General features: G+C 61.9%; 19 protein-coding genes. 11 read left to right on the forward strand and 8 right to left on the reverse strand.

The features are described 5' to 3' along the window. Positions 1–61: 61 nt before the first annotated feature. The 3 genes from tnpC to tnpA all read right to left on the reverse strand — a co-directional run bounded on the left by tnpC (position 62) and on the right by tnpA (position 2,413). Positions 62–1,642, reverse strand: a complete 1,581-nt coding sequence (tnpC, locus tag P0D73_RS40190; protein WP_408435541.1) for an IS66 family transposase — start codon at positions 1,640–1,642, stop codon at positions 62–64. 63 nt (positions 1,643–1,705) lie between these two features. Beyond that, a complete protein-coding gene (gene tnpB, locus P0D73_RS40195) occupies positions 1,706–2,044 on the reverse strand; it encodes an IS66 family insertion sequence element accessory protein TnpB (RefSeq protein ID WP_408280011.1) in 339 nt (112 codons plus the stop codon). Positions 2,045–2,053: 9 nt separating this feature from the next. Then, positions 2,054–2,413, reverse strand: a complete 360-nt coding sequence (gene tnpA / locus P0D73_RS40200; RefSeq protein ID WP_408435543.1) for an IS66-like element accessory protein TnpA — start codon at positions 2,411–2,413, stop codon at positions 2,054–2,056. A gap of 326 nt (positions 2,414–2,739) precedes the next feature. Here tnpA and imuA point away from each other — a divergent pair, with 326 nt between their 5' ends. The 3 genes from imuA to P0D73_RS40215 are packed head-to-tail and all read left to right on the forward strand — an operon-like array spanning position 2,740 to position 8,850. Further along, complete coding sequence (gene imuA / locus P0D73_RS40205) at positions 2,740–3,579, forward strand: translesion DNA synthesis-associated protein ImuA (protein ID WP_408435545.1); 840 nt, start codon at positions 2,740–2,742, stop codon at positions 3,577–3,579. After that, a complete protein-coding gene (locus P0D73_RS40210; RefSeq protein ID WP_408435547.1) occupies positions 3,479–5,266 on the forward strand; it encodes a Y-family DNA polymerase in 1,788 nt (595 codons plus the stop codon). The genes imuA and P0D73_RS40210 overlap by 101 nt, the downstream gene beginning before the upstream one ends. A gap of 5 nt (positions 5,267–5,271) precedes the next feature. Continuing rightward, positions 5,272–8,850: an error-prone DNA polymerase gene (locus P0D73_RS40215; RefSeq protein WP_408182096.1), complete on the forward strand. Its 3,579-nt coding sequence runs from the start codon at positions 5,272–5,274 to the stop codon at positions 8,848–8,850. 117 nt (positions 8,851–8,967) lie between these two features. Here the strand turns inward: P0D73_RS40215 and P0D73_RS40220 are convergent, their stop codons facing one another. Continuing rightward, positions 8,968–9,888, reverse strand: coding sequence for a dTDP-4-dehydrorhamnose reductase family protein (locus tag P0D73_RS40220; protein WP_408315910.1), 921 nt, complete (start codon positions 9,886–9,888; stop codon positions 8,968–8,970). A 13-nt stretch (positions 9,889–9,901) separates the two neighbouring features. Then, positions 9,902–10,153: a heavy-metal-associated domain-containing protein gene (locus P0D73_RS40225; RefSeq protein ID WP_408182094.1), complete on the reverse strand. Its 252-nt coding sequence runs from the start codon at positions 10,151–10,153 to the stop codon at positions 9,902–9,904. A 126-nt stretch (positions 10,154–10,279) separates the two neighbouring features. On the opposite strand from P0D73_RS40225, the gene cueR reads away from it, so the two are divergent. The 4 genes from cueR to P0D73_RS40245 all read left to right on the forward strand — a co-directional run bounded on the left by cueR (position 10,280) and on the right by P0D73_RS40245 (position 13,114). Next, on the forward strand, positions 10,280–10,702 hold the full coding sequence (cueR, locus tag P0D73_RS40230) for a Cu(I)-responsive transcriptional regulator (RefSeq protein ID WP_132375218.1): 423 nt from the start codon (positions 10,280–10,282) through the stop codon (positions 10,700–10,702). Between the two features lie 306 nt (positions 10,703–11,008). After that, positions 11,009–11,155 (forward strand): DUF3563 family protein, encoded by a 147-nt coding sequence (locus P0D73_RS40235; protein WP_012432419.1) that lies wholly within the window; start codon positions 11,009–11,011, stop codon positions 11,153–11,155. 230 nt (positions 11,156–11,385) lie between these two features. Beyond that, the gene (locus P0D73_RS40240) at positions 11,386–11,730 is read left to right on the forward strand and encodes a hypothetical protein (protein WP_132375217.1); all 345 of its coding nucleotides are present in this window, start codon (positions 11,386–11,388) and stop codon (positions 11,728–11,730) included. A gap of 343 nt (positions 11,731–12,073) precedes the next feature. Continuing rightward, on the forward strand, positions 12,074–13,114 hold the full coding sequence (locus P0D73_RS40245; protein WP_408280030.1) for an ABC transporter substrate-binding protein: 1,041 nt from the start codon (positions 12,074–12,076) through the stop codon (positions 13,112–13,114). A 168-nt stretch (positions 13,115–13,282) separates the two neighbouring features. On the opposite strand, the gene P0D73_RS40250 is transcribed toward P0D73_RS40245, so the two are convergent. Next, positions 13,283–14,128, reverse strand: coding sequence for a 23S rRNA (adenine(2030)-N(6))-methyltransferase RlmJ (locus P0D73_RS40250; protein WP_408280032.1), 846 nt, complete (start codon positions 14,126–14,128; stop codon positions 13,283–13,285). Here P0D73_RS40250 and P0D73_RS40255 point away from each other — a divergent pair. Beyond that, complete coding sequence (locus P0D73_RS40255; protein WP_408280672.1) at positions 14,072–14,215, forward strand: hypothetical protein; 144 nt, start codon at positions 14,072–14,074, stop codon at positions 14,213–14,215. The two genes, P0D73_RS40250 and P0D73_RS40255, sit on opposite strands and share 57 nt — an antisense overlap. 127 nt (positions 14,216–14,342) lie before the next feature. Here the strand turns inward: P0D73_RS40255 and P0D73_RS40260 are convergent, their stop codons facing one another. Next, positions 14,343–15,314, reverse strand: coding sequence for a potassium channel beta subunit family protein (locus P0D73_RS40260; protein ID WP_408182089.1), 972 nt, complete (start codon positions 15,312–15,314; stop codon positions 14,343–14,345). 223 nt (positions 15,315–15,537) lie between these two features. Here P0D73_RS40260 and P0D73_RS40265 point away from each other — a divergent pair, with 223 nt between their 5' ends. Both P0D73_RS40265 and P0D73_RS40270 read left to right on the forward strand, forming a co-directional pair. Continuing rightward, positions 15,538–16,335 (forward strand): 3-hydroxybutyrate dehydrogenase, encoded by a 798-nt coding sequence (locus P0D73_RS40265; protein ID WP_132375213.1) that lies wholly within the window; start codon positions 15,538–15,540, stop codon positions 16,333–16,335. Positions 16,336–16,345: 10 nt separating this feature from the next. Continuing rightward, positions 16,346–17,584, forward strand: coding sequence for a DUF3734 domain-containing protein (locus P0D73_RS40270; protein WP_408182088.1), 1,239 nt, complete (start codon positions 16,346–16,348; stop codon positions 17,582–17,584). Between the two features lie 220 nt (positions 17,585–17,804). Here P0D73_RS40270 and P0D73_RS40275 read toward each other — a convergent pair whose 3' ends face one another. Next, positions 17,805–19,004, reverse strand: a complete 1,200-nt coding sequence (locus P0D73_RS40275; protein ID WP_408182087.1) for an amino acid aminotransferase — start codon at positions 19,002–19,004, stop codon at positions 17,805–17,807. 464 nt (positions 19,005–19,468) lie between these two features. Between P0D73_RS40275 and uvrB the strand changes: the two genes are divergently transcribed. Then, positions 19,469–21,562: an excinuclease ABC subunit UvrB gene (gene uvrB / locus P0D73_RS40280; RefSeq protein WP_408182086.1), complete on the forward strand. Its 2,094-nt coding sequence runs from the start codon at positions 19,469–19,471 to the stop codon at positions 21,560–21,562. Positions 21,563–21,638 lie beyond the last annotated feature (76 nt).

Genomic DNA, 21,638 nt, shown 5'->3' on the forward strand with positions numbered 1-21,638 from the left:
TAGCCTTTGGCATCCATACTCGACTCGTAAGCGGCCAGCCAACCCGTCTTGAGGGATTGAACTAACCGAGCGCAACCGTCGGCTGCCAGCGGTGAGGCAGCAATGTTGCAATGTCGCTGGCCCTATGGGTCGGCAGTCGGGTGAGAACGTCCTTCAGATAGGCGTGCGGTTCGTGGCCATTGAGTTGCGCTGAACGCAACAGGCTCATGATGGCGGCAGCTCGTTGGCCTGCTCGCAGCGAACCGGCAAACAACCAGTTGGACCTGCCGATAGCCCATGGCCGTATCTGGTTTTCGACCCAGTTGTTGTCTATGGGCACGTGGCCGTCATCGAGATAGCGCGTAAGCGCTTCCCAGCGTTTAAGACTGTATTCCAGCGCTTTCGCAATCGCAGAACCTTCCGAAACCAGCTTGCGCTGCGCCACCATCCATTCGTGAAGTGCGTCGCAGACCGGTTTGGCCCGGTTCTGTCGAAGCTTACGTCGCTCTTCGGCATCCAGCACTGCAGCGTCGCGCTCGATGTCGTAAAGCGCAGCGAAGAACGGCAGCGCCTGTACGGCGATCTGGCTGCTGTGGTTGGCATGCAGATCGAAGAACTTGCGTCTCGCGTGCGCCGCACATCCGATTTCAGTGATGCCCTGCTGGAAACCGGCCTTGTACCCACTGTAGTCGTCGCACACCAGTTTGCCCTGCCAGCCAGCGAGGAACGCGCGGGCATGTTCGCCTGCACGGCTGTCGGCGAAGTCGTAGACCACAGCGCGCAACTCACTGTAGTACGTGGGCGTATACGCCCACAGGTACGCGCGATGTGTTTTGCCTTTGCCGGGGCTGAGCATCTGTACCGGCGTCTCATCCGCATGCAGCACACTCTGCTGCAGGATTTCCTGATGCAGTGCGTCGACCAGCGGCTGTAGTTGCACGCCGCACGTACCGACCCACGCACCCAATGTCGATCGCGGTATCGCCAGACCCGCCCGCCCAAAGATCTGTTCCTGACGATACAGGGGAAGGTGGTCAGCGTATTTGGCAACCAGCACCGACGCCAGCAGTCCCGTGGTCGGGATACCCTTGTCGATGACGTGCGCGGGCACCGCCGCCTGAATCAGTGTTTCGCAGTTTCTGCACACCCACTTGCCACGGATATGCCGCTCTACCGTGAACACGCCTGGTGTGTAGTCCAGCTTCTCGCTGATGTCCTCGCCGATGCGCACGCGCTCGCAGCCACACTGACACACGGTGCAGTCCGGCTCGTGGTGGATCTCTGTGCGCGGCAGTTGCGCCGGCAGCGCTGCGCGCTTCGGTTGCTGGGGTGACAGCTCGGCTGTGGCTTGTGGTTGAAGCTGCTCGAGCTCCACTTCAATGGCGGCCAGATCCGTGTCGATCGCTTCATCCAGCAGGTTCATCTGATCGCTGCTGAGCTGTTCGCTGCGTCGGCCGAACTGCTGGCGCCTGAGGATCGATATCTCGTGGGTCAACTGGTCGATACGGGTCTGCCGGTAACGCAGTTCCCGTTCCTTCTCGCCGACTTCCCGGGTCTTCTCATCAATCTCCCGGTCTCTGTCCTCGACCTGGGCAATCAGCTGCGCGGCGAGCGCGCGCAACTGTTCCGGGCTGAGGGCGTTGAGATCGGCGGGCAGGTCCATGCGGACGAGTCTGCCAGAACCTCGGAGAGCGCGAAAGCGCAACCGTTTACGTCATTGCGGGCGTCATACGACACGGATCACGCCGTCAGGACCGATGCGTTGCCACGGCAAACCCACCACCAGACCGGCGAGTTGCTCCTGCGTCAGCGCGTGATGCTTCGGCTCGCTACCAGGGTAAGGCCAGACAAACTGTCCCTCGTTCAGCCGTCGCGCTGCCAGCCAGATTCCAATCCCGTCGTGAACCAGCACCTTCAGACGGTTGGCCCGCCGGTTGGCGAACAGATAAGCATGATGTGGATGCGCGGCGCCGAATACGGTTATCACCCGGCCCAGTGCCGTATCAAAGCCGGCCCGCATGTCCAGCGGCTCGACCGCCAGCCACACCTGATCAATGCGGATCACGCGAGCCACTCACGCAGCCAGGCGGCGCTCTGATGTCGGCCAGCAAACCGTGATCGACTGGTGCGCGCGACGCACCTCGACGCGGATCTCGGCCGGGCGAACGTTCATCGTGTCGAGCGGTACCGGCACGAATGCCGGCGCCTCTGCGGACTGCACAGCCACTTCGCTGGACGCGACCGCCACCCGGGCGCTCCCTTCGGCCTGTTCCACCCAACGTCGGAGCAGATTTGCGTTCAACTTGTGGTGCAGGGCGATGCCCGCGAGCGACACTCCCGGGCCCTGACAAGCCGCAACAACCTGAGCCTTAAACTCCACGCTGTAGCGGCGACGCCGCCGCCTTCCAATTGGCGCTTCTTCGATAGTGTTCACGTGTCCACCTATTTTAAGTGGATACGATGCTCCCAAGACCCTCAGCCCAACTCAAGACGGGATGACCGGGCGCTTACCTCGACTCCTCCCATCCCTTCACAACAGCCCAACCTGAAGCATAAAAATAGCTGTTTTCAACAGATATAAAGGCTGTCCTAAAAACAGCACTCATCACTTCCTCAAGCCCCTTCCTGCACACACCGGGCTGCATCCCTCCGTCTTAACATCCATCCCAAAATACTGTATAAATATACAGTGAAAAATCGTCACCTCATGCTTGCTCGATGCCGGGCAGGGCGGAGCATTCCCTATTCAAGAGCGTGTCTATGGCAGCAGCGATTCAGCTTGCGACGACCGCGCTGTCGTCTAAATTACGGCGTCAGGTGTGGCAGGGCAATGAGCTTGCCGAGGCGGACTCGCGTGTAATTTCCAGCGGCTATGCCACGCTGGATCAGTTGTTGCCGGGACAAGGCTGGTCGGCTGGCGGTCTGACAGAGTTGTTGGTTGAGCATGGTGGAGTGGGTGAAGTACGGCTGCTAGCTCATGCGCTGCGTCATCTGACGAAGCAAGCCGGGCGGCATGTCATGCTCGTGGCGCCTCCGTATCAGCCATGCGCTGCCGCATTGAGAGCTTGGGGTGTCGATGTCGAGCGAGTCTTATGGGTGCGCTCGAGTGAAGACCAGGCCCTGTGGGCCGCTGCTCAGGCCTTGAAGCAGGATGGCATCGGCGCGGTCCTGATTTGGCTGCCGAATGCGCGTGCCGACAAGGTCCGACGCCTGCAAGTAGCGGCTCAGGAGTCGGCATCGCTGGCATTTTTGATCCGGCCTGTCGAGGCAGCCACGCAATCTTCCCCAGCGCCATTGCGAATGATCTGCGAGCCGCTTTTGCCGGCCAATGCGCAGACGATCAACCGTCGTCAATGGCTGCAGGAGATTGGTTTGTCGATCGACATCTTCAAGCGTCGCGGGCCGCCGCTAGCCGAGCCTCTTCGTCTCGTTTTGCCTTTACAAAGCGTCTTGTTGCCGGAAGACGGAGCCGACCGTCATCAAGGGCCAGAGATCAAACATGCTGTGGATCGCAGTCACATTGCCACTCTTGTCGCTGGAAGCGGTGAAGCCTCTCGCGCCGCTCCAGGATGGTTCGCTCGCGAAGCCGAATCGGCGTGAGTCGCGCGACGAGACAAGCCAACTTCACGATGCCGAAGACATCGGTGGAGGGCGTTGTTACGCCCTAGCCGATCACGCGCACATCCTGATGCCAGATCTCGACGCGCTGCGTGCCGGCGTGCATGCGGGTCATTCGCGTTCGTACGCCTTGGCGTTGGCGCCGGGGCTTGAACTGCTTGCCGCCGATGCCGCCCGCGAAACTCAGGCATTCGAAGCCATAGCGCTTGCCTTGCTGACATACACGCCGAAAGTGTCGCTTGCCGACGCGCATACCCTGTTGCTGGAAGTCGGCTCGGGTTTGAGATTGTTCGGCGGCTTGCGCGCGTTGTTGTCGCGGGTGTCTGCCACGGTGGCGGAATTCGGCTATACGGCGCGCATCGCCTGTGCGCCGACCGCCTGGGGAGCGTGGCTGTTGGCGCAGGCGCGCGCCGTTCGGCAGGGCCATCGCTGGCACGTGGTCAAGGAGACGTCGCTTGCGCGCGTCCTCGATGGCTTATCCGTCTCACTGCTGCCGGTCACGCAGGCGCATCGCGATGCGTTTTCGCACGTCGGCTGTACGACGCTGGCCGATTTGCGTCAATTGCCACGTTCGGGTGTCGTGCGACGTTTTGGCAGCGGCATTCTGGATCTGCTGGCGCAGGCGTATGGCGCGCGCCCGGATCCACGCGAATCGTTTCGCGCGCCGGCGTCGTTTCATGCGCAACTGGAGTTGCCCTCGCGGGTCGATAACGCGGATGCATTGCTGTTCGCCGCGCGTCGGCTGATCGTGCAGTTGGCCGGCTGGCTGAGCGCGCATCATGCAGCGCTCAGCTGTTATACGTTGCTGCTCGAGCATGAATTGGCGTCCCGTCATGCACCGAAGACATCGAGCCTGAAGGTCGCATGGGCCATACCGTCGCGTGATGCCGAGCATCTGATCTGGTTGTTGCGGGAAAAGTTGAATCAGACCGTGCTGGCGGCACCGGTCATCGAATTGAAGCTGGTCGCTGAGCAGATCGGTGAATATGCCGGGCAGTCGGACACCTTGTTTCCCATGCCCGAATCGGATGGCGATTCGATTGCGCGTCTGCTGGAGCGCCTGAGCGCTCGATTAGGGCCGGAGAATGTGCTGCAGATGTCGGTGCAGGACGATCATCGTCCCGAGCGGGCAATGCGCGTCGAAGCCTACCAGGCGCAAGCGTTTTCGCGCAAGAAGCGTTCGCCTGCGAAGTCCCGGTCGAAGATCAAAGCGGACAAAACCTGGCTGACCGATGAGTTGCGGCACGCTGCCGCGGAGGAAGGGCGCGAAGACAGTGAGGCGCTCGCCTACGCGATCGAGGCGGCTGAGGCGACCCAGGCACCCCAACGCCCATCCAAAACAAACGACGCCAAAAACACCAGCACATCCGCACCGCAACCCGGCAACGCACAGGCATCCCTTGACCTACCTGACAGCGCATTACCTTCCCAGCCTCGCCCGGTCTGGATGCTCGACAAACCGCTGCGCCTGATGATGCGCGACCAGCGGCCGATCTATCGCCGGCCGCTGAAAATGCTCACGCGTACCGAACGGATCGAAGCAGGGTGGTGGGACGGCAACCGTGTCGAGCGGGATTACTACGTTGCAGCCGACGACCGCGGGCACATGTTCTGGGTATACCGCGAACGCCTCAGCGGCGAGTGGTATTTGCAGGGTTTGTTCGGCTGACCATCATGCCTCTAATCCAGCCATCATTCCTCGCGCAGCCGCCGCTCGCCACCCAGTTGCCGGCGTATGCGGAATTGCATTGCCTGACTAATTTCTCTTTTCTGCGTGGCGCGTCGCATCCTCATGAACTCGTCGAGCAGGCGATGTCGCGCGGCTACAGCGCGCTCGCCATCACCGATGAATGCTCATTGGCAGGCGTCGTGCGCGCCCACACGGCGTTGAGGGAAATCAAAGCGGAGCGGGACCGTCAGCAGAAAGAGCGCGAGGAAAAGGCCAAGGCTGCGCAACCGGAAGCGCCTTTGGAAGACGCGACAAAAACCGGAACGTTGCAACAGGAAACCGTGGGAGCCTCGGAAACCGAGGCACTAAAACCCCTCCCTCAACTGATCATCGGCAGCGAACTCAATCTGACCGACGAAACCGGCGAGCCTTTCTGCACCCTGGTCGCGCTAGCAACCAACCGCAACGGTTACGGCAACCTTTCCGAGCTGATTACGCTAGCCCGCTCGCGTGCGGACAAAGGCAGTTATCGCCTCGGTCCGTCCGACTTCACCGATTCCTTGCCCCATCTGGCACATCTGAAGACGTTGCCCGATTGCGTCCTGATGCTCGTGCCGCAGCGCGCGGCGACGCTCTCGCATACGCTGCGTTGCGCGCATTGGCTCGCATCGTTCGCTGCACAGCGGGCATGGATCGCGCTCGAACTCTGGCAAACGGGCAGCGATGATCTTCAGATCGACGCCCTGCGCATGATTTCAAAAGCGAGTGGTTTACCGCTGGTCGCGGCCGGCGGCGTTCTCATGCATGCCCGATCGCGCAAGCCTTTGCAGGACACGATGACAGCCATCGGCCTCGTCACGCCGCTATCGCAATGCGGCCACGCGCTCGAGGCGAATGCGGAGCGGCACATGCGTACGCGCGTGCGGCTCGGCAAACTGTATCCGCGCGATACGCTGGAAGAAACGCTGCGTATCGCCGCGCTATGCCGCTTCTCGCTCGACGAACTCAAGTACGAGTATCCCGAAGAACTGGTGCCCGCCGGCGAGTCACCATCGAGTTATTTGCGCAAGCTGGTCATGGCCGGTGCGATGGAGCGCTGGCCCAAAGGCATGGACCTGAAGCGAATCGGTCAGATCGAAAAGGAGTTGGGGCTGATCGCCGATCTGAAATACGAAAAGTATTTTCTGACGGTGCACGATATCGTGAGTTTCGCGCGCTCCAGAAACATTCTCTGCCAGGGGCGAGGTTCAGCGGCGAATTCGATCGTCTGTTATTGCCTGCACGTGACGGAAATCGATCCGGTGCATATGAACATGCTGATCGAGCGTTTCATCTCTCGCGCGCGCAACGAGCCGCCTGATATCGACGTCGACTTCGAGCATCAGCGGCGCGAAGAGGTCATTCAATATATCTACACGAAGTACGGCCGTCATCGGGCGGCCCTGACTGCATCGCTGATTACGTATCACGCGCGTAGTGCGCTGAAAGACGTCGGCAAGGCGCTGGGTCTCGAGGCGTCGTTGATCGAGCGGATCAGCAAGTCGCAACAATGGTGGGACGGCACGGATGCAGTCGCCAAATATCTGGCCGAAGCGGGCTTCGATGCCAACTCGCACATCACGCGGAACCTGATTCGTTTGACCCAGGAGTTGCGCAGCTTTCCGCGTCATCTGTCGCAACACGTCGGCGGTTTTGTGATCGCGAAAGACAAGCTGTCGCGACTCGTGCCGATCGAGAACGCGACGATGAAAGACCGCAGCGTGATCGAATGGGACAAGGACGATATCGACGCGCTCAAGCTGCTGAAAGTCGACGTGCTGGCGCTCGGCATGTTGTCGGCGATCAGACGCGCGCTGGAATTCGTCGCGTTGAGGCGCGGTTTTCCGACGTTCAGGGTGCAGGATATTCCGCGCGAGGATCGCGCCGTCTACGAAATGTGCGGCCATGCCGATACGATCGGCGTATTCCAGATCGAATCGCGTGCGCAGCAAAGCATGCTGCCGCGCCTGAAGCCCAACAAGTACTACGATCTCGTGATCGAAGTGGCGATCGTGCGGCCCGGGCCGATTCAGGGCGGCATGGTGCATCCCTATCTGCGCCGCAAGCAGGGGCTCGAACCGGTTGACTACGCGAAGGATGAGTTGCGTCCTGTACTCGAACGTACGCTCGGTGTGCCGATTTTCCAGGAACAGGTCATGCATCTGGCGATGGTTGCGGCGAAATATACCGGTGAGCAGGCCGATCAGTTGCGGCGCGCGATGGCCGCATGGCGGCGCAGCGGCAACCTGGCGAAGTATCAGAAGGATTTGAGCGACCGCATGTCGGCGCGCGGTTATGAACAGGAGTTCATCGACCGTATCTGCAAACAGATCGAAGGCTTCGGCGAGTATGGTTTTCCGGAGAGCCATGCGGCGAGTTTCGCGTTGCTCGTTTATCTCAGCGCGTGGTTGAAGCGCTATGAACCGGCTGCTTTTCTGGCAGGTTTGCTGAACAGTCAGCCGTTGGGGTTTTATTCGCCGTCGCAACTCGTTCAGGATGCGAAGCGTCACGGCGTCAAGGTATTGCCGCCCGACGTGACCCTGAGCGATTGGGAGTCGACATTCGAAAGACGCGGTCATGAAGGACAGCGGATCTCAGCGGACGAAACCTGTTTGCATCGTCAACAGGCCGTACTATCCGCGCAGCAATTGCGCGATCTTTCGCTGCGGCGCCTGACGGTGAGCAGGACGGTCCGGCGCGCGGCACAGCGGTTGACTGCCCGCGTGTTTCAATCGTCGGATACCTATGGCGCTCGCGGTCCCGCCGTGCGCATCGGCATGCATCTGATCAAGGGGCTGGCACAAGGGGCCGCCGAACGCATCATGGCGGCACGCGACGAGGCGCAGTTTACCGATGTCGACGATCTGGCACGCCGTGCGGCCTTGACGCGGCGCGATCTCGAAGCGCTTGCCGCGGCGAACGCGCTGGTCAGTATCGCGGGACATCGGCGCGAAGCATGGTGGGCCGTGACGGCGCAGCACACGGTGCCCAAACTGCTGCGCGACGCACCGATCGCCGAAGCGCCGCTGCTCTTGCCGCAGGCAGCCGAAAGCCGCGAAATCGTCGACGACTATGCGAGCCTCGGCCTCACGCTCAATCGCCATCCGCTCGCGTTGTTGCGCGCACGCCTTGCTCACCATCGTTTTCGCACGGCCGCCGAACTCGCCGCGTGCCAGCACGGCACGCTGGCGCGAGCGTGCGGCATCGTCACCGTGCGGCAGCGGCCGGGCACGGCAAACGGCACGGTGTTCGTTTCCATCGAAGACGAGACCGGGTCGATCAATGTGATCGTCTGGCCGTCGCTAGTGGAAAAGCAGCGCAAGGTTTTGCTGGGCTCGTCGTTGCTCGCGGTCTACGGCGTGTTGCAGCGCGACGACGGCGTGGCGACCGGCGGCGACAATGCCGGAAATGGCGTGAGCGCAAACCAGGCAGGCAAAGCGAAACGGAAAAACAAAGGCGAGGTGATCCATCTCGTCGCCCATCGCCTTGAGGACCACAGCGAATGGCTCGGTGAACTGGCCACGGCGAGCCGCGATTTTCATTGAGGGCGGCTTGCGGCTGTTAAACCCGCACGTCCGCCATCAGGCCGTCGTGCCGGCGCATCGCACTCATGGCGACACGGGGTGCCGCCGTGGCCAGCCCTATCTGCCAGACGAGGCGTTCTACGCCGACGCGTCACCTCGCCACGGAAACACGGCTAACACTTGCCGGATCGCCGCATCGAACGGTGTGCGGCGGCCGATCCCAAGCGCCTCGAGCCGGCTCGAAGCCAGGTGGCAGTTATGCGGGCGCGGCGTCGCATCGGTCGGCGTGTGTTGCGGCGTCAGATGCGCGCCGACTTGCAACGCTTCGGCAAGGCGCACGGCGATTTCGTACTTGTTCATCGGTTCGTCGCCGGACCATTGCATGATGCCGCGGATCGCGTCGCCCTGCGCATGCCGTTCGAGCATCTGCCGGATCACGAACGCGACGTCCGGCGTGAAGGTGGGATAACGGATCGCCCATGCATCCATGACGGCGGGTTTGCCATCGGGCGCGGCCGACGCGGCGATCGCCGGCACGAGACTCGTCACGGCAGACTCCGCCCAACTGACGATCGGCCCGTACAGCAACGGCAAACGCAGCACGCAGCCGAGGTCGGTCGATTCAGTCAACGCACGCTCGCCTTCGAGCTTGCTGCGCCCATAGGCATTGAGTGGCGCGGGCGCGGAATCGTGCTGGTAGGGCGGGTGCGTGCCGTCGAACACGTAATCGGTGGAGATCGACAGCGTCCATGCGCCGCGCCGGTTCGCCGCCGCGGCAAGGGTGCGCACCGCGTCGACGTTCAGCGCGCGGGCCAGTGCGGGATCATGCTCGCACACGTCCGGCCGACGCTCCGCCGCGGCAATCACGAGCGCGTCCGGCGCTTCGCGCTCGACGAACTGCTCGACTGCCTGCGCGTCGCGAATATCCAGCGCGACCGTGCCCGGCGCCAGCCGGCTGAAAGCTGTGGCGACGACTTGCCAGCCGGTCTGCTGCGCCAGTTCGTCGACGAGCGCGCGGCCAAGCAGCCCTGAGGCACCAATGACGGCAACTTTGAACATGACGTGAACTCGCTCACCGGGCGGCGCCGGACGCGCCGTTTGTCGTGTCGTTTGTCGCGCCATTCGCGATGCCCGTCACCGTGTATCCGGCCTCGTCGATGGCGGCCTTCAGCGTCTCAGCCGGTTGCACCGATTCGACCGCCACTCGCCCGGATGCCAGATCGACGTGGACTTTCGCGGCTTCATCGTGTTCGCGGATTGCGTTCGTAACCGCCGCCACACAGTGCTGGCAGCTCATGCCTTCTACCTGGAATTCGATTGTCATCGGGATTGCCTCGGAAAAATGGATAGTGCGATGGTTGAATTATGCCTGCCGATCCGCAATTGAGTGGTACACCTTCCCATCATGGGAAGGTGTACGATCGACGTACATAGACTGGGGGAAAGAGCCATGAATATCGGTGAAGCAGCCCGCGCGTCGGGCGTCACGGCGAAAATGATTCGCTACTACGAAAGCGTTGACTTGCTGGCGGCGAAATCGCGCACGAGCGCCGGTTACCGCGTATACGGCCCGCAAGAGGTGCATTCGTTGCGCTTCATTCGCCAGGCGCGCCGGCTCGGCTTTCTGGTCGAAGACATTCGACGGCTGCTGGCACTGTGGCACGACCGCTCGCGCGCCAGTGCCGAAGTGAAGACGATTGCGTTGGAACACGTTGCGGAACTGGATCGCCGCATCGCTGAACTGACCGACATGCGCGACACACTGGCGCACCTGGCCGACCATTGTCACGGCGACGACCGCCCCGATTGTCCGATCATCGAGCGACTCGCGGATACCGATCTGGTCTCAGGACAGGGTTGTCATCCAATTTGAGATGGTCTTTTTGGCGTTCGGCGCAACCTAGCAGCTGGGTTAGTTGCGACCTAATTGACATTTGCACCAATATCGTGCGTTAAAATATGGGGCGGTATTGATTGTCGCCAAAAATCCGTCTCAATTTAAGCCAAATCAACTAGTTACGTGCACCGTACTCGTGCACCATTCCAAAACGGAATGCACGTCATGCGGGCATTTCACTAGTCAGACTGCGCTATAAGGCTATAATCCGGGTTAACCCTTTTACGGGAAATCCCTGATGCCCAATCCACCGGGGATTCAATCTGATCCTTGGAGAACATCATGTTTGCATACGTACTTGAAAAGCTGAGCACCTGGTTTGAAACCGCTGAACGCACCCGCCGCGAAGCCTATCTGGCGTCGTCGTCGGATATCGTCCAGCTCGAACAGCGCATCCGCTCGCTCGAAACCAACGGCTACTCGCTGTAAGTTTCAACACCATCAAGTTTGACCCGGCAGCGCTTGTCGCGCAGCCACGGCAGCAAAAGCGTCAAGCCCCGTCCATGCGGGGCTTTGTCACATCTGCACGTCGAAAATTTCAATCCGACGGCGTCTGCGGGCTATTTGTGGCGAATATCGACTAGCCTCGCGGCGACCGTCGCGGTATGGTAAAGCGTTTTCTGCGAAATCCGGCTTTCCCACACTCAACCGGTCCGCCCATGTCACCTGTCCGCCCGCTCAAATCCCTCCTGGCCGTGACCATTGCAGCCTCGCTGACCACGGTTTTTGCCATGTCGAGCGCTTGTGCTGCGTCGACCAGTGCGCGCAAGCCGGTGATTCTCGACTCGCAGAACGGCATCAACGACGGCCAGAGCGGCACCGTGCTGCAGACCGCGCCGCTTTCGCATCAGCCGATCGTCGAAGCGCAGCCGATCGCGACGCCGGCCGAACTGGCGCCGAATTCGACAATCCCGATCGTCGTTGCGCCTTATATCCAGTTGCCTGCGGGCGGAGGCATGCCGCTGCCGCAACCGCAGCCTCGTCCAGTGCCTCGGCCGCAATAAGTGCTCGCGACGCGGCCGTTCCCGCCAGCTCTGTTCCATATCCGTTGATCCTTCGGGTGCGCGGCTAATCCCACCGCCTCGTGGACGCCTGCGCGAGCACGCCCGCGATGAACGCGGCCCGCCTTACACGCCGACGACGGCAGCGCGTGATTGCTGGGCGTGAGCACAGGCACGGGATCGGACATATGTGCCGACTCGCTGCGTGCGCCATTGGGGTTTGGGCGCATGGCGCGTGCGAAACCGTCCGACGACAATCATCGCGCGGTCTCTCGCTAGCGACGCGGGCCACACATCAAGCCCGGCGCCACCGTATCGAACGAAAAACAGAATAAGGAGACATCGAATGCCGACTCACTGGATGCGGCAAGCCGCCGGCGCCTGCGTCACGCTGCTTGCACTGGCCGCGCTGCCTAGCGCCGCGCTCGCCAAAGACACACCGGAAAAGCCCACGCTGACGATGGCAGTCGGTGGTCTGCCGGGCCTCTACTATCTGCCGGTGCTCGCTGCGCAACAGTTGGGCTACTTCAAGGACGAAGGCCTCGACGTCACGCTCGAGGATTTCGCGGGCGGATCGAAGGCGCTGGAAGCGGTGGTAGGCGGCAGCGCCGACGTGGGTGCCGGCGCATTCGAGCACACGCTGTTCATGCAGGAGAAAGGGCAGCACTACCGGGCGTTCGTGTTGATGGGACGCGCGCCGCAGATCGTCGTTGCCGTGTTGAAGTCGAAGGCGGACCAGCTCAAGACTTTGGCGGACTTCAAAGGCGCGAAAGTCGGCGTGAGCGCGCCGGGATCGTCGACGGATCTCGTGCTCACCGTGGCTTTGCGCAAAGCCGGCGTGCAGCGCAACGAGATTTCGGCGATCGGCGTGGGCAGCGGCGCCTCCGTGCTCGCCGCGGTAAGCGGCGGCCAGATCGACGCGCTCTCCAACGTCGATCCGATGATGACCAAACTGACGCGCAGTGGCGCGATCAAGGTGCTGGTCGATACGCGCACGGTAAAGGGCACGCAAGAGGTATTCGGCGGGACGATGCCGGCGGCGACGCTCTATGCCTCGGACAATTTCATCCAGAAGTATCCGAAGACGACGCAGGCGCTGGCCAATGCAATCGTGCGCGCGGATCACTGGCTGCAGACCGCAAGCGATGCCGATCTGCTGAAGATGGTGCCGCCGGCTTATCTGCTCAACGACTCGGCGCTGTATGTGGAGGCCTTCCACAACGTGCGCGACGCCTATTCTCCGGACGGCTTGATGCCCGCGGACGGTCCGGCGACGTCATTGCGCGCGTTGTCTTCGTTCGATAGCCGGCTCGATCCGAAAAAGATCGACCTGAACGCGACCTATACCAACGACTTCGCGCGGAAGGCTGACGCGCAACTCAAGTAGGCGGCGGCCCGGACTGACTGAGGAGCCGGACCGGCTGCGCGCGTCGTGCGCGCGTGGCCGGTGACAACGTTAGGACGGCTCGACGAACCGCGTAAGCTCGGAGGCCACAAAAACTCGTAGCCGACAAAAGCTCAGAGCCGAAAAAGCTCGCTTCCCACCACAAGAAGCTCAGTCGCCGCGATACTCCACCTTGAACTGCGCGGCCTTGTCCTCGCCAAGCGTCTTGACGAGCCAGGGCATCTGGTCCTTCAACGTTTTTGCCAGAGTATACGGCGGGTTCAGAATGAACATGCCGCTGCCGAAAAGTCCAAAACCATCTTCTGGCGGATTGCTGACAGTCAGACTCACGTGCAGCCAGTTCCGGTCCTGCAGCTTCTTCAGTTGATCGGGGAAGCGCTGCGACTCAGGGCGTCTCACCTGCGGATACCAGACCGCATACGTACCGGTCGGAAACCGCTTCAGGCTTTCTTCGACGCAGCGCAGTGTGCGCGTGTAGTCGCGCTTGTCCTCATACGACGGATCGAGCAGCACCAGCGCGCGGCGTGGGGCCGGCGGCAACAAGGCAAGAATGCCGTCGAAGCCGTCCCCCGCATAGAGCATGGCGCGGCGGCCCGCGTCGCGGAAATTGTGGCGCAGCACGTCGATTTCGGTGGTGTGCAGCTCGAACAGACGCATGCGGTCCTGTTCGCGCATCTGCCGCCACGCGATATACGGCGAGCCGGGATAGAAGCGCAGCTGGCCGTCCGGATTGAGCGCGCTCACTTCGTCGACGTAGTCGGCGAACATCGGCGGCAGATCGTTGCGTCCCCACAGTTTGCCGATGCCGGTCTGGAACTCGCCGGTTTTGGTCGCGTAACCTTCCTTCAGCGAGTAGACGCCGGCGCCCGCATGCGTGTCGATATACCAGTAGGACTTGTCCTTCTGACCGAGGTAGCGCAGGAGCTGCAACACGACGGCGTGTTTCAGAACGTCGGCGTGATTGCCTGCATGAAAGGCGTGGCGGTAGCTGAGCATGATGAGGAGACGCTGAAAGAGGGCGTGCCGCTCCAGGGCGGATTCGGCGATGCGGCTGCAATGTGGCTGCACAACGCGGACATATAGCGCCGGTGTGCAGCGCGGTCGCGTATTGTACGCGACGCCGCGTCGCGCCCCGCGCATTGCAGCGAGCTCCACGCGTAACACAGCCGCGCTACCGCCACGGCAATGTTACGCGGTCGCGCGAGTCCGGTCAGTCGTGGGCGTCGCCGATAATTTCCTCGATTCGGGTTTTGATCTCCGGTGTGATCCGCTCGGCCACCTCGGCGGACTTCATGTTCTCGCCGATCTGTTCAACCCGCGACGCACCTGTGATCACCGTACTCACATTGGGATTCTTCAGAATCCAGCCAATGGCGAGCTGACCGACGGTGCAGCCCAACTCATCCGCCACTTCGCCGAGCTTGCCGACCACGTTGTTCTTGCCGGCGTCGGTGACCTGCTTGCGCAGCCAGTCGTAGCCCTGCAATTGCGCGCGGCTGTCGGCCGGCACGCCGTCGCGGTATTTGCCGGTCAGCAGGCCGGATGCAAGCGGGCTCCAGGTGGTCAGCCCGAGGCCGATATCCTCGTAAAGCCGCTTGTATTCCTGCTCGACGCGGTTGCGATGGAACAGGTTGTACTGCGGCTGCTCCATGACCGGCTTGTGCAGATGATGCCGTTCCGCGATGTCGTAAGCAGCGCGGATTTCATCGGCGCTCCATTCGGACGTGCCCCAGTACAGCGCCTTGCCGCGAGTGATCATGTCGCTCATGGCCCAGACGGTTTCCTCCACCGGCGTGTTCGGGTCGGGACGATGACAGAACACCAGATCGACATAGTCGAGCTGCAGCCGTTTGAGCGACGCGTCGATCGCGTTCAGCAGATATTTGCGGTTCAGCGTGTGGTACTGGTTCGGCGCTTCCGCGAGTCCCCAGAAGAATTTCGTCGACACCACGTAGCTCACGCGCGGCCACGCCAGCTCCTTGAGCGCCTGGCCCATGATCTCTTCGGACTTGCCGCCGGCATAGACCTCGGCGTTGTCGAAGAAGTTGACTCCCGCGTCGCGCGCGGCCGCGAGCGATTCGCGCGCCGCGTGGGTGTCCACCTGATTGCCGTAGGTGACCCACGAGCCGATGGACAGCTCGCTGACTTGCAGGCCGGAACGGCCCAGACGTCGATAATTCATGCATTGCTCCTTGTTGGTGATGCCACCGGAATCCCGCCGAAAACGTCCAGTTTAAAGAGATACGCTTCGATGTGCTTTTAACCGATGGAGTTCACACGGTTCATGCACAATAGCAGCGTTGGCCGCAGTGCAGCATTCGGCCGAACGGCCTATGCCGTTTGGCTGACTTCACGCCGCCCGCGGCCCGTGGTCTCATTGCTCATCAACTGCATGGAGGTTCTAGATGTCGTCAACGAACACGAATCTGAATGGCAAGGTTGCGGTGGTTACTGGCGCCGCAAGCGGCATCGGCAAGCAGATTGCGCTGACTCTTTCCGCGGCGGGCGCGGCTGTCGCGATCGCCGACCTGAATCAGGACGGAGCGAACGCCGTTGCTGAAGAAATCAAGAAGGGCGGCGGCAAGGCAATCGGCGTGGCGATGGACGTCACGAACGAAGACGCCGTCAATCAAGGCATCGACAAAGTGGCCGCGGAACTCGGTTCGGTCGATATTCTCATTTCCAACGCCGGCATCCAGATCGTTAACCCGATCGAAAACTATTCGTTTTCAGACTGGAAAAAAATGCAGGCGATCCACGTGGACGGCGCCTTCCTGACCACCAAGGCCGCGCTCAAGCACATGTACAAGGACGATCGCGGCGGCATCGTGATCTACATGGGCTCGGTCCACTCGCACGAAGCGTCGCCGCTCAAATCGGCCTATGTGACGGCCAAGCACGCGCTGCTGGGTCTCGCGCGTGTGCTGGCTAAAGAAGGCGCAAAGCACAACGTGCGCTCGCATGTCGTGTGTCCTGGTTTCGTGCGCACGCCGCTCGTCGACAAGCAGATTCCCGAACAGGCCAAGGAACTGGGCATCAGCGAGGAAGACGTGGTGAAGCGCGTCATGCTGGGCGGCACGGTCGACGGTGTCTTCACCACGGTGGAAGACGTCGCGCAAACGGTGCTGTTCCTGTCCACCTTCCCGACGGCGGCGCTGACCGGCCAGTCCTTTATTGTGAGCCACGGCTGGTATATGCAATAAGGAGGTGCCTATGGCGCAACGCAATCTCAAGCGGGCGCGCGTCGGCGCGCCCGGCGACGGGGAAGGCGAGGGCGCCGGTCCGGCGCCCGCCGCGCATCCCGGCCGGCACCTCCATTTGCCCAACTACGAAACCGTTGCCTTGATGCTGCAAGGCGGCGGCGCATTGGGCGCCTATCAGGCTGGCGTCTTTCAGGGACTTTACGAAGCCGGCATCGAGCCGAACTGGCTGGCCGGCATTTCGATCGGCGCGTTGAATACGGCGATCATTGCCGGCAATCCGCCCGAAAAGCGGGTCGAACGGCTGTTGCAATTCTGGGAGACGATCTGCCAGCCGGCCTTCGGGCCGCCGTTGCCCGCGTTTATCGAACACGCCCTCTTCAATTCCAGCGATGCCGTGCGTAAGGCCTTTACGGCAACGCAGGCAATCGGCGCCATCGTCGAAGGGCAAAAGGGCTTTTTCGTACCGCGCTTTCCACCGCCGTTGCCCACCGTGTCCGGGCCGCCGCAACTGGCCAGCTACTACGACACCACGCCGTTGAAGGCCACGCTCGAAGCGTTCTGCGATTTCGATCGGATCAATTCGAAGGAAATGCGCGTCTCAGTGGGGGCGGTCAATTGCGGCACGGGGAATTTCGCGTACTTCGATAACACGCATACGACGCTCAGGCCCGAGCATTTCATGGCGTCAGGCGCGTTGCCGCCCGGCTTCGCGGCGGTCGAGATCGACGGCCAGTACTACTGGGATGGTGGCTTGATGTCGAACACGCCGCTCTACGAAGTGATCCAGTCCACGCCGCGTCGTGACACGCTCGCCTTCCAGGTCGATCTCTGGAGCGCGATCGGGCCGGTGCCGGACAACATCACCGACGTGCAAGGGCGCGTGAAGGACATCCAGTATTCGAGCCGCACGCGTCTCGTGACCGATATGCTGCAACGGTCGCAGCGGTTCCGGCACGTGTTGCGCGAGGTGCTGGATCGCGTGCCGTCCGATCAGCGTGACGATCCGTGGTGCAAGCTTGCCGAAGATCTGTCGTGTTCGAAGCGCTACAACGTGATCCATCTTATCTACCGGCACAAGGAGTACGAAGGGCACTACAAGGACTTCCAGTTCGGTCTGTCGACAATGCGAGAACATTGGCAAAGCGGTTTGGAAGATATCCGCCATTCGCTTGCGCAACCGGATTGGCTCGACATGCCGGATAACGATGCGGGTTTTGTTACGCACGATATCCATCGGGATTCGCGCTGAAAGAGCCACGGGTCCGAGTGGCGCATGACTGAATGAAGTGGGTCGCGGCAATTGTGGCAGTCCTTGCTTGTGTCGAAAGCGGCCTTGCTCGAGCAACAGGCAACAAGCAAGTTGCAAACGCAATCAGGCCGCAAACAAAAACGGCGCCCTAAAAAGGGCGCCGTTTTCACAAGCATTTCCAGCGGAGCGGGTGCAATGAATGCCCGCGCCCGCCAATACCTTACTTCAACACGTGAGCGACCGCGTTAGCCACTACGTCGAGGTTGCGCGTATTCAGCGCAGCCACGCAGATGCGACCGGTGCTCACGGCGTAGATGCCGAACTCTTCGCGCAGACGGTCCACTTGCGGTGCCGTCAGACCCGAGTACGAGAACATGCCGCGCTGCGCGTTCACGAAGCTGAAGTCGCGATCCACGCCGCTCGCCTTCAGACGCTCGACCAGACCGTTGCGCATGGCGCGGATACGGTCACGCATTTCGGCCAGTTCGGTTTCCCACGTGGCGCGCAGTTCCGGCGACGCGAGCACTGCCGCGACCACCGAGCCGCCATGCGTCGGCGGGTTCGAGTAGTTCGTGCGGATCACGCGCTTGAGTTGCGACAGCACGCGAGCGGCTTCTTCCTTGCTTGCCGTGATGATCGACAGCGCGCCGACGCGCTCGCCGTACAGCGAGAACGACTTCGAGAACGACGACGACACGAACACGTTCAGTTCCGATGCAGCGAAGAGACGCACTGCCGCAGCGTCCGCTTCGATGTTGTCGCCGAACCCTTGATACGCGATGTCGAGGAACGGCACCAGATTGCGCGCCTTGACCACTTCGACAACCTGCTTCCATTGCTCGACGCTCAGGTCCACGCCGGTCGGGTTGTGGCAGCACGCGTGCAGCACGACGACAGTGCCGGCGGCGTAGCTGTTCAGCGCGCTCAACATGGCGTCGAAATTCACGCCGTGCGTGTGCGCATCGTAGTACGGGTACGACACGACTTCGAAGCCTGCGCTTTCGAACAGCGCGCGGTGGTTTTCCCAGCTCGGATCGCTGATCGCGACCTTGGTGTTCGGGTTCAGGCGCTTCAGGAAGTCCGCGCCGATTTTCAGCGCGCCGGTGCCGCCCAATGCTTGCGCCGTCACGACGCGGCCCGCTGCGATCAGCGGCGAGTCGTTGCCGAGCAGCAGTTTCTGCACGGCGGCGTCGTAAGCGGCAATGCCTTCGATCGGCAGATACCCGCGCGGCAGCGCGGCTTCGACGCGAGCCTTTTCGGCGTCGCGCACGGCGCGCAGCAGCGGAATCTTGCCTTCTTCGTTGAAGTACACGCCGACGCCAAGGTTGACCTTGGTGGTGCGCGCATCGGCGTTGAAGGCTTCGTTCAGGCCCAGAATCGGGTCGCGGGGAGCAAGTTCGACGGCGGAGAACAGAGACATGATGGGTGGGCAGCAGTAGTGAGAAGAGGGCGGCTTCGATCGCGGACGGCCGGGCCAGCGGCGTCCGACGCACATCGCGGACGGGCGGCGGACAACGGCGAGCGAGCGCAACTTCGCATTGTAACGAATTCGCGACCGTTTTTCGGACGCCAACGCCGTTCGTAGAGATTTTTTTGCTTGAAAAACAGGCACTCCGACGCCACCTGGCAATAGCGGCGCTGCCTGGCAGACCGCGCGGAGAAGCCCAGCGAGCGGCGCGCAACCAAGCGTGGCCATGGCTTGTAGTGAGCGTCGGCTGCCATGACCAGAAGCCGCGAGAAGCCGCGCGGCTGCTCCAAAGGGCCGTACCATCGCGTCGGACCCTACCCACGCGAGCGGCCCCAAACCCTACGCAGACCCGCTCGGTCTTCGATTCCCGCAACCCGTTAGAATAGTTCTTTGCCCAAGGCCCGGTGCCGCCCCCCATGTCCGAACAACATCTGACTGAAGCCGAAGAAACGCTCGACGAATCCAAATTCGTCAGGTTCGAAGGCTCGCCGTTTCAGCTCTACCAGCCGTATCCGCCCGCCGGCGATCAGCCCACGGCGATCGACACGCTCGTCGAAGGCGTCGAGGACGGCCTCGCGTTCCAGACGCTGCTCGGCGTGACCGGTTCCGGCAAGACCTTCACGATGGCCAACACGATCGCGCGGCTCGGCCGCCCGGCCATCGTGTTCGCGCCGAACAAGACGCTCGCCGCGCAGCTCTATTCGGAGTTCCGCGAGTTTTTCCCGCGCAACGCGGTCGAGTACTTCGTCTCGTACTACGACTACTACCAGCCGGAAGCGTACGTGCCGCAACGCGATCTGTTCATCGAGAAGGACTCGTCGATCAATGAACATATCGAGCAGATGCGGCTGTCGGCCACCAAGAGCCTGATGGAGCGGCGCGACGTGGTGATCGTGGCGACGGTGTCGGCGATTTACGGTATCGGCAATCCATCCGAATACCACCAGATGATTCTGACGCTGCGCACCGGCGACAAGCTCGGTCAGCGCGACATCATCGCGCGGCTGATCGCCATGCAATACAACCGCAACGAAGCCGACTTCCAGCGCGGCTCGTTCCGCGTGCGTGGTGACACGATCGATATTTTCCCGGCGGAGCACGCCGAGATGGCGGTGCGCGTCGAACTGTTCGACGACGAAGTCGAAACGCTGCAACTGTTCGATCCGCTCACCGGCCGCGTGCGTCAGAAGATTCCGCGTTTCACGGTGTATCCGTCGTCGCACTATGTGACGCCGCGCGATACGGTGGTGCGCGCGGTCGAAACGATCAAGAACGAACTGCGCGAGCGGCTCGAATTCTTCTATAGCGGCGGAAAGCTGGTTGAAGCGCAGCGGCTCGAACAGCGCACGCGCTTCGATCTGGAAATGTTGCAGGAGTTGGGCTTCTGCAAAGGCATCGAAAACTATTCGCGGCACTTCTCGGGCGCCGCGCCCGGCGAGCCGCCGCCTACGCTGGTCGACTACCTGCCGTCGGACGCGATCATGATGCTCGACGAATCACACGTGCTGATCGGCCAGTTGAACGGCATGTACAACGGCGACCGTGCGCGTAAGGAGAATCTGGTCGATTACGGTTTCCGTCTGCCGTCGGCGCTCGACAACCGGCCGCTCAAGTTCAACGAGTTCGAACGCAAAATGCGCCAGGTGGTGTTCGTGTCGGCCACGCCGGCCGACTACGAGCAGAAGACGGCAGGGCAGGTGGCGGAGCAACTGGTGCGTCCGACTGGCCTCGTCGATCCGGAAATCGAGGTGCGGCCGGCGCGCAGCCAGGTCGACGACGTGCTCGGCGAGATCAACGAGCGCGTCAAGGTGGGCGACCGCGTGCTGGTCACGGTGCTGACCAAACGCATGGCCGAGCAGTTGACCGAGTTTCTGGCCGACCACGGCGTCAAGGTGCGCTATCTGCACAGCGACATCGACACGGTGGAGCGCGTCGAAATCATCCGCGATCTGCGTCTCGGCACCTTCGACGTTCTGGTGGGGATCAACCTGTTGCGCGAAGGGCTGGATATTCCGGAAGTGTCGCTGGTCGCGATTCTCGATGCGGACAAGGAAGGTTTTCTGCGCGCTGAGCGCTCGCTGATCCAGACCATCGGACGGGCGGCGCGGAATGTGAACGGCAAAGCGATTCTCTACGCGGACAAGGTCACCGACTCGATGCGTCGCGCGATCGACGAAACCGAGCGGCGGCGTAACAAGCAGATCGCCTTCAACCTCGAGAACGGCATTACGCCGCGCGGGGTGGTCAAGCGCATTCGCGACATTATCGACGGCGTGTACAACGTCGACGATGCTCGCGCCGAACTGAAGGAACAGCAGGCGCGCGCGAAATTCGAGGACATGTCCGAGAAGCAGCTTGCCAAGGAACTCAAGCGCCTCGAAAAGCAGATGATGGAGCACGCCAAGAACCTCGAGTTCGAGAAGGCCGCGCAGACCCGCGACCAACTCGCGTTGCTGCGCCAGCGCGTGTTCGGCGCGAACGTCGGCGACCACGTGTCGGGCGTCGACTAGTCGTCCTTCCGCCTCGGGGCGCGGCAACGTGCCGCGCCCTGTCGATCAATGCCGGGCACTCGCCCGGCCTCGCATC

The organism is Paraburkholderia sp. RL18-101-BIB-B, assembly GCF_046026985.1.
Taxonomy (GTDB): domain Bacteria; phylum Pseudomonadota; class Gammaproteobacteria; order Burkholderiales; family Burkholderiaceae; genus Paraburkholderia.

Coding starts and splice junctions, on each gene's coding strand:
- tnpC (WP_408435541.1), bottom strand. CDS start 1,642: ATGGACCTGCCCGCCGATCTCAACGCCCTCAGCCCGGAACAGTTGCGC.
- imuA (WP_408435545.1), top strand. CDS start 2,740: ATGGCAGCAGCGATTCAGCTTGCGACGACCGCGCTGTCGTCTAAATTA.
- P0D73_RS40210 (WP_408435547.1), top strand. CDS start 3,479: ATGCTGTGGATCGCAGTCACATTGCCACTCTTGTCGCTGGAAGCGGTG.
- P0D73_RS40215 (WP_408182096.1), top strand. CDS start 5,272: ATGCCTCTAATCCAGCCATCATTCCTCGCGCAGCCGCCGCTCGCCACC.
- P0D73_RS40220 (WP_408315910.1), bottom strand. CDS start 9,888: ATGTTCAAAGTTGCCGTCATTGGTGCCTCAGGGCTGCTTGGCCGCGCG.
- P0D73_RS40225 (WP_408182094.1), bottom strand. CDS start 10,153: ATGACAATCGAATTCCAGGTAGAAGGCATGAGCTGCCAGCACTGTGTG.
- cueR (WP_132375218.1), top strand. CDS start 10,280: ATGAATATCGGTGAAGCAGCCCGCGCGTCGGGCGTCACGGCGAAAATG.
- P0D73_RS40235 (WP_012432419.1), top strand. CDS start 11,009: ATGTTTGCATACGTACTTGAAAAGCTGAGCACCTGGTTTGAAACCGCT.
- P0D73_RS40240 (WP_132375217.1), top strand. CDS start 11,386: ATGTCACCTGTCCGCCCGCTCAAATCCCTCCTGGCCGTGACCATTGCA.
- P0D73_RS40245 (WP_408280030.1), top strand. CDS start 12,074: ATGCCGACTCACTGGATGCGGCAAGCCGCCGGCGCCTGCGTCACGCTG.
- P0D73_RS40250 (WP_408280032.1), bottom strand. CDS start 14,128: ATGCTCAGCTACCGCCACGCCTTTCATGCAGGCAATCACGCCGACGTT.
- P0D73_RS40260 (WP_408182089.1), bottom strand. CDS start 15,314: ATGAATTATCGACGTCTGGGCCGTTCCGGCCTGCAAGTCAGCGAGCTG.
- P0D73_RS40265 (WP_132375213.1), top strand. CDS start 15,538: ATGTCGTCAACGAACACGAATCTGAATGGCAAGGTTGCGGTGGTTACT.
- P0D73_RS40270 (WP_408182088.1), top strand. CDS start 16,346: ATGGCGCAACGCAATCTCAAGCGGGCGCGCGTCGGCGCGCCCGGCGAC.
- P0D73_RS40275 (WP_408182087.1), bottom strand. CDS start 19,004: ATGTCTCTGTTCTCCGCCGTCGAACTTGCTCCCCGCGACCCGATTCTG.
- uvrB (WP_408182086.1), top strand. CDS start 19,469: ATGTCCGAACAACATCTGACTGAAGCCGAAGAAACGCTCGACGAATCC.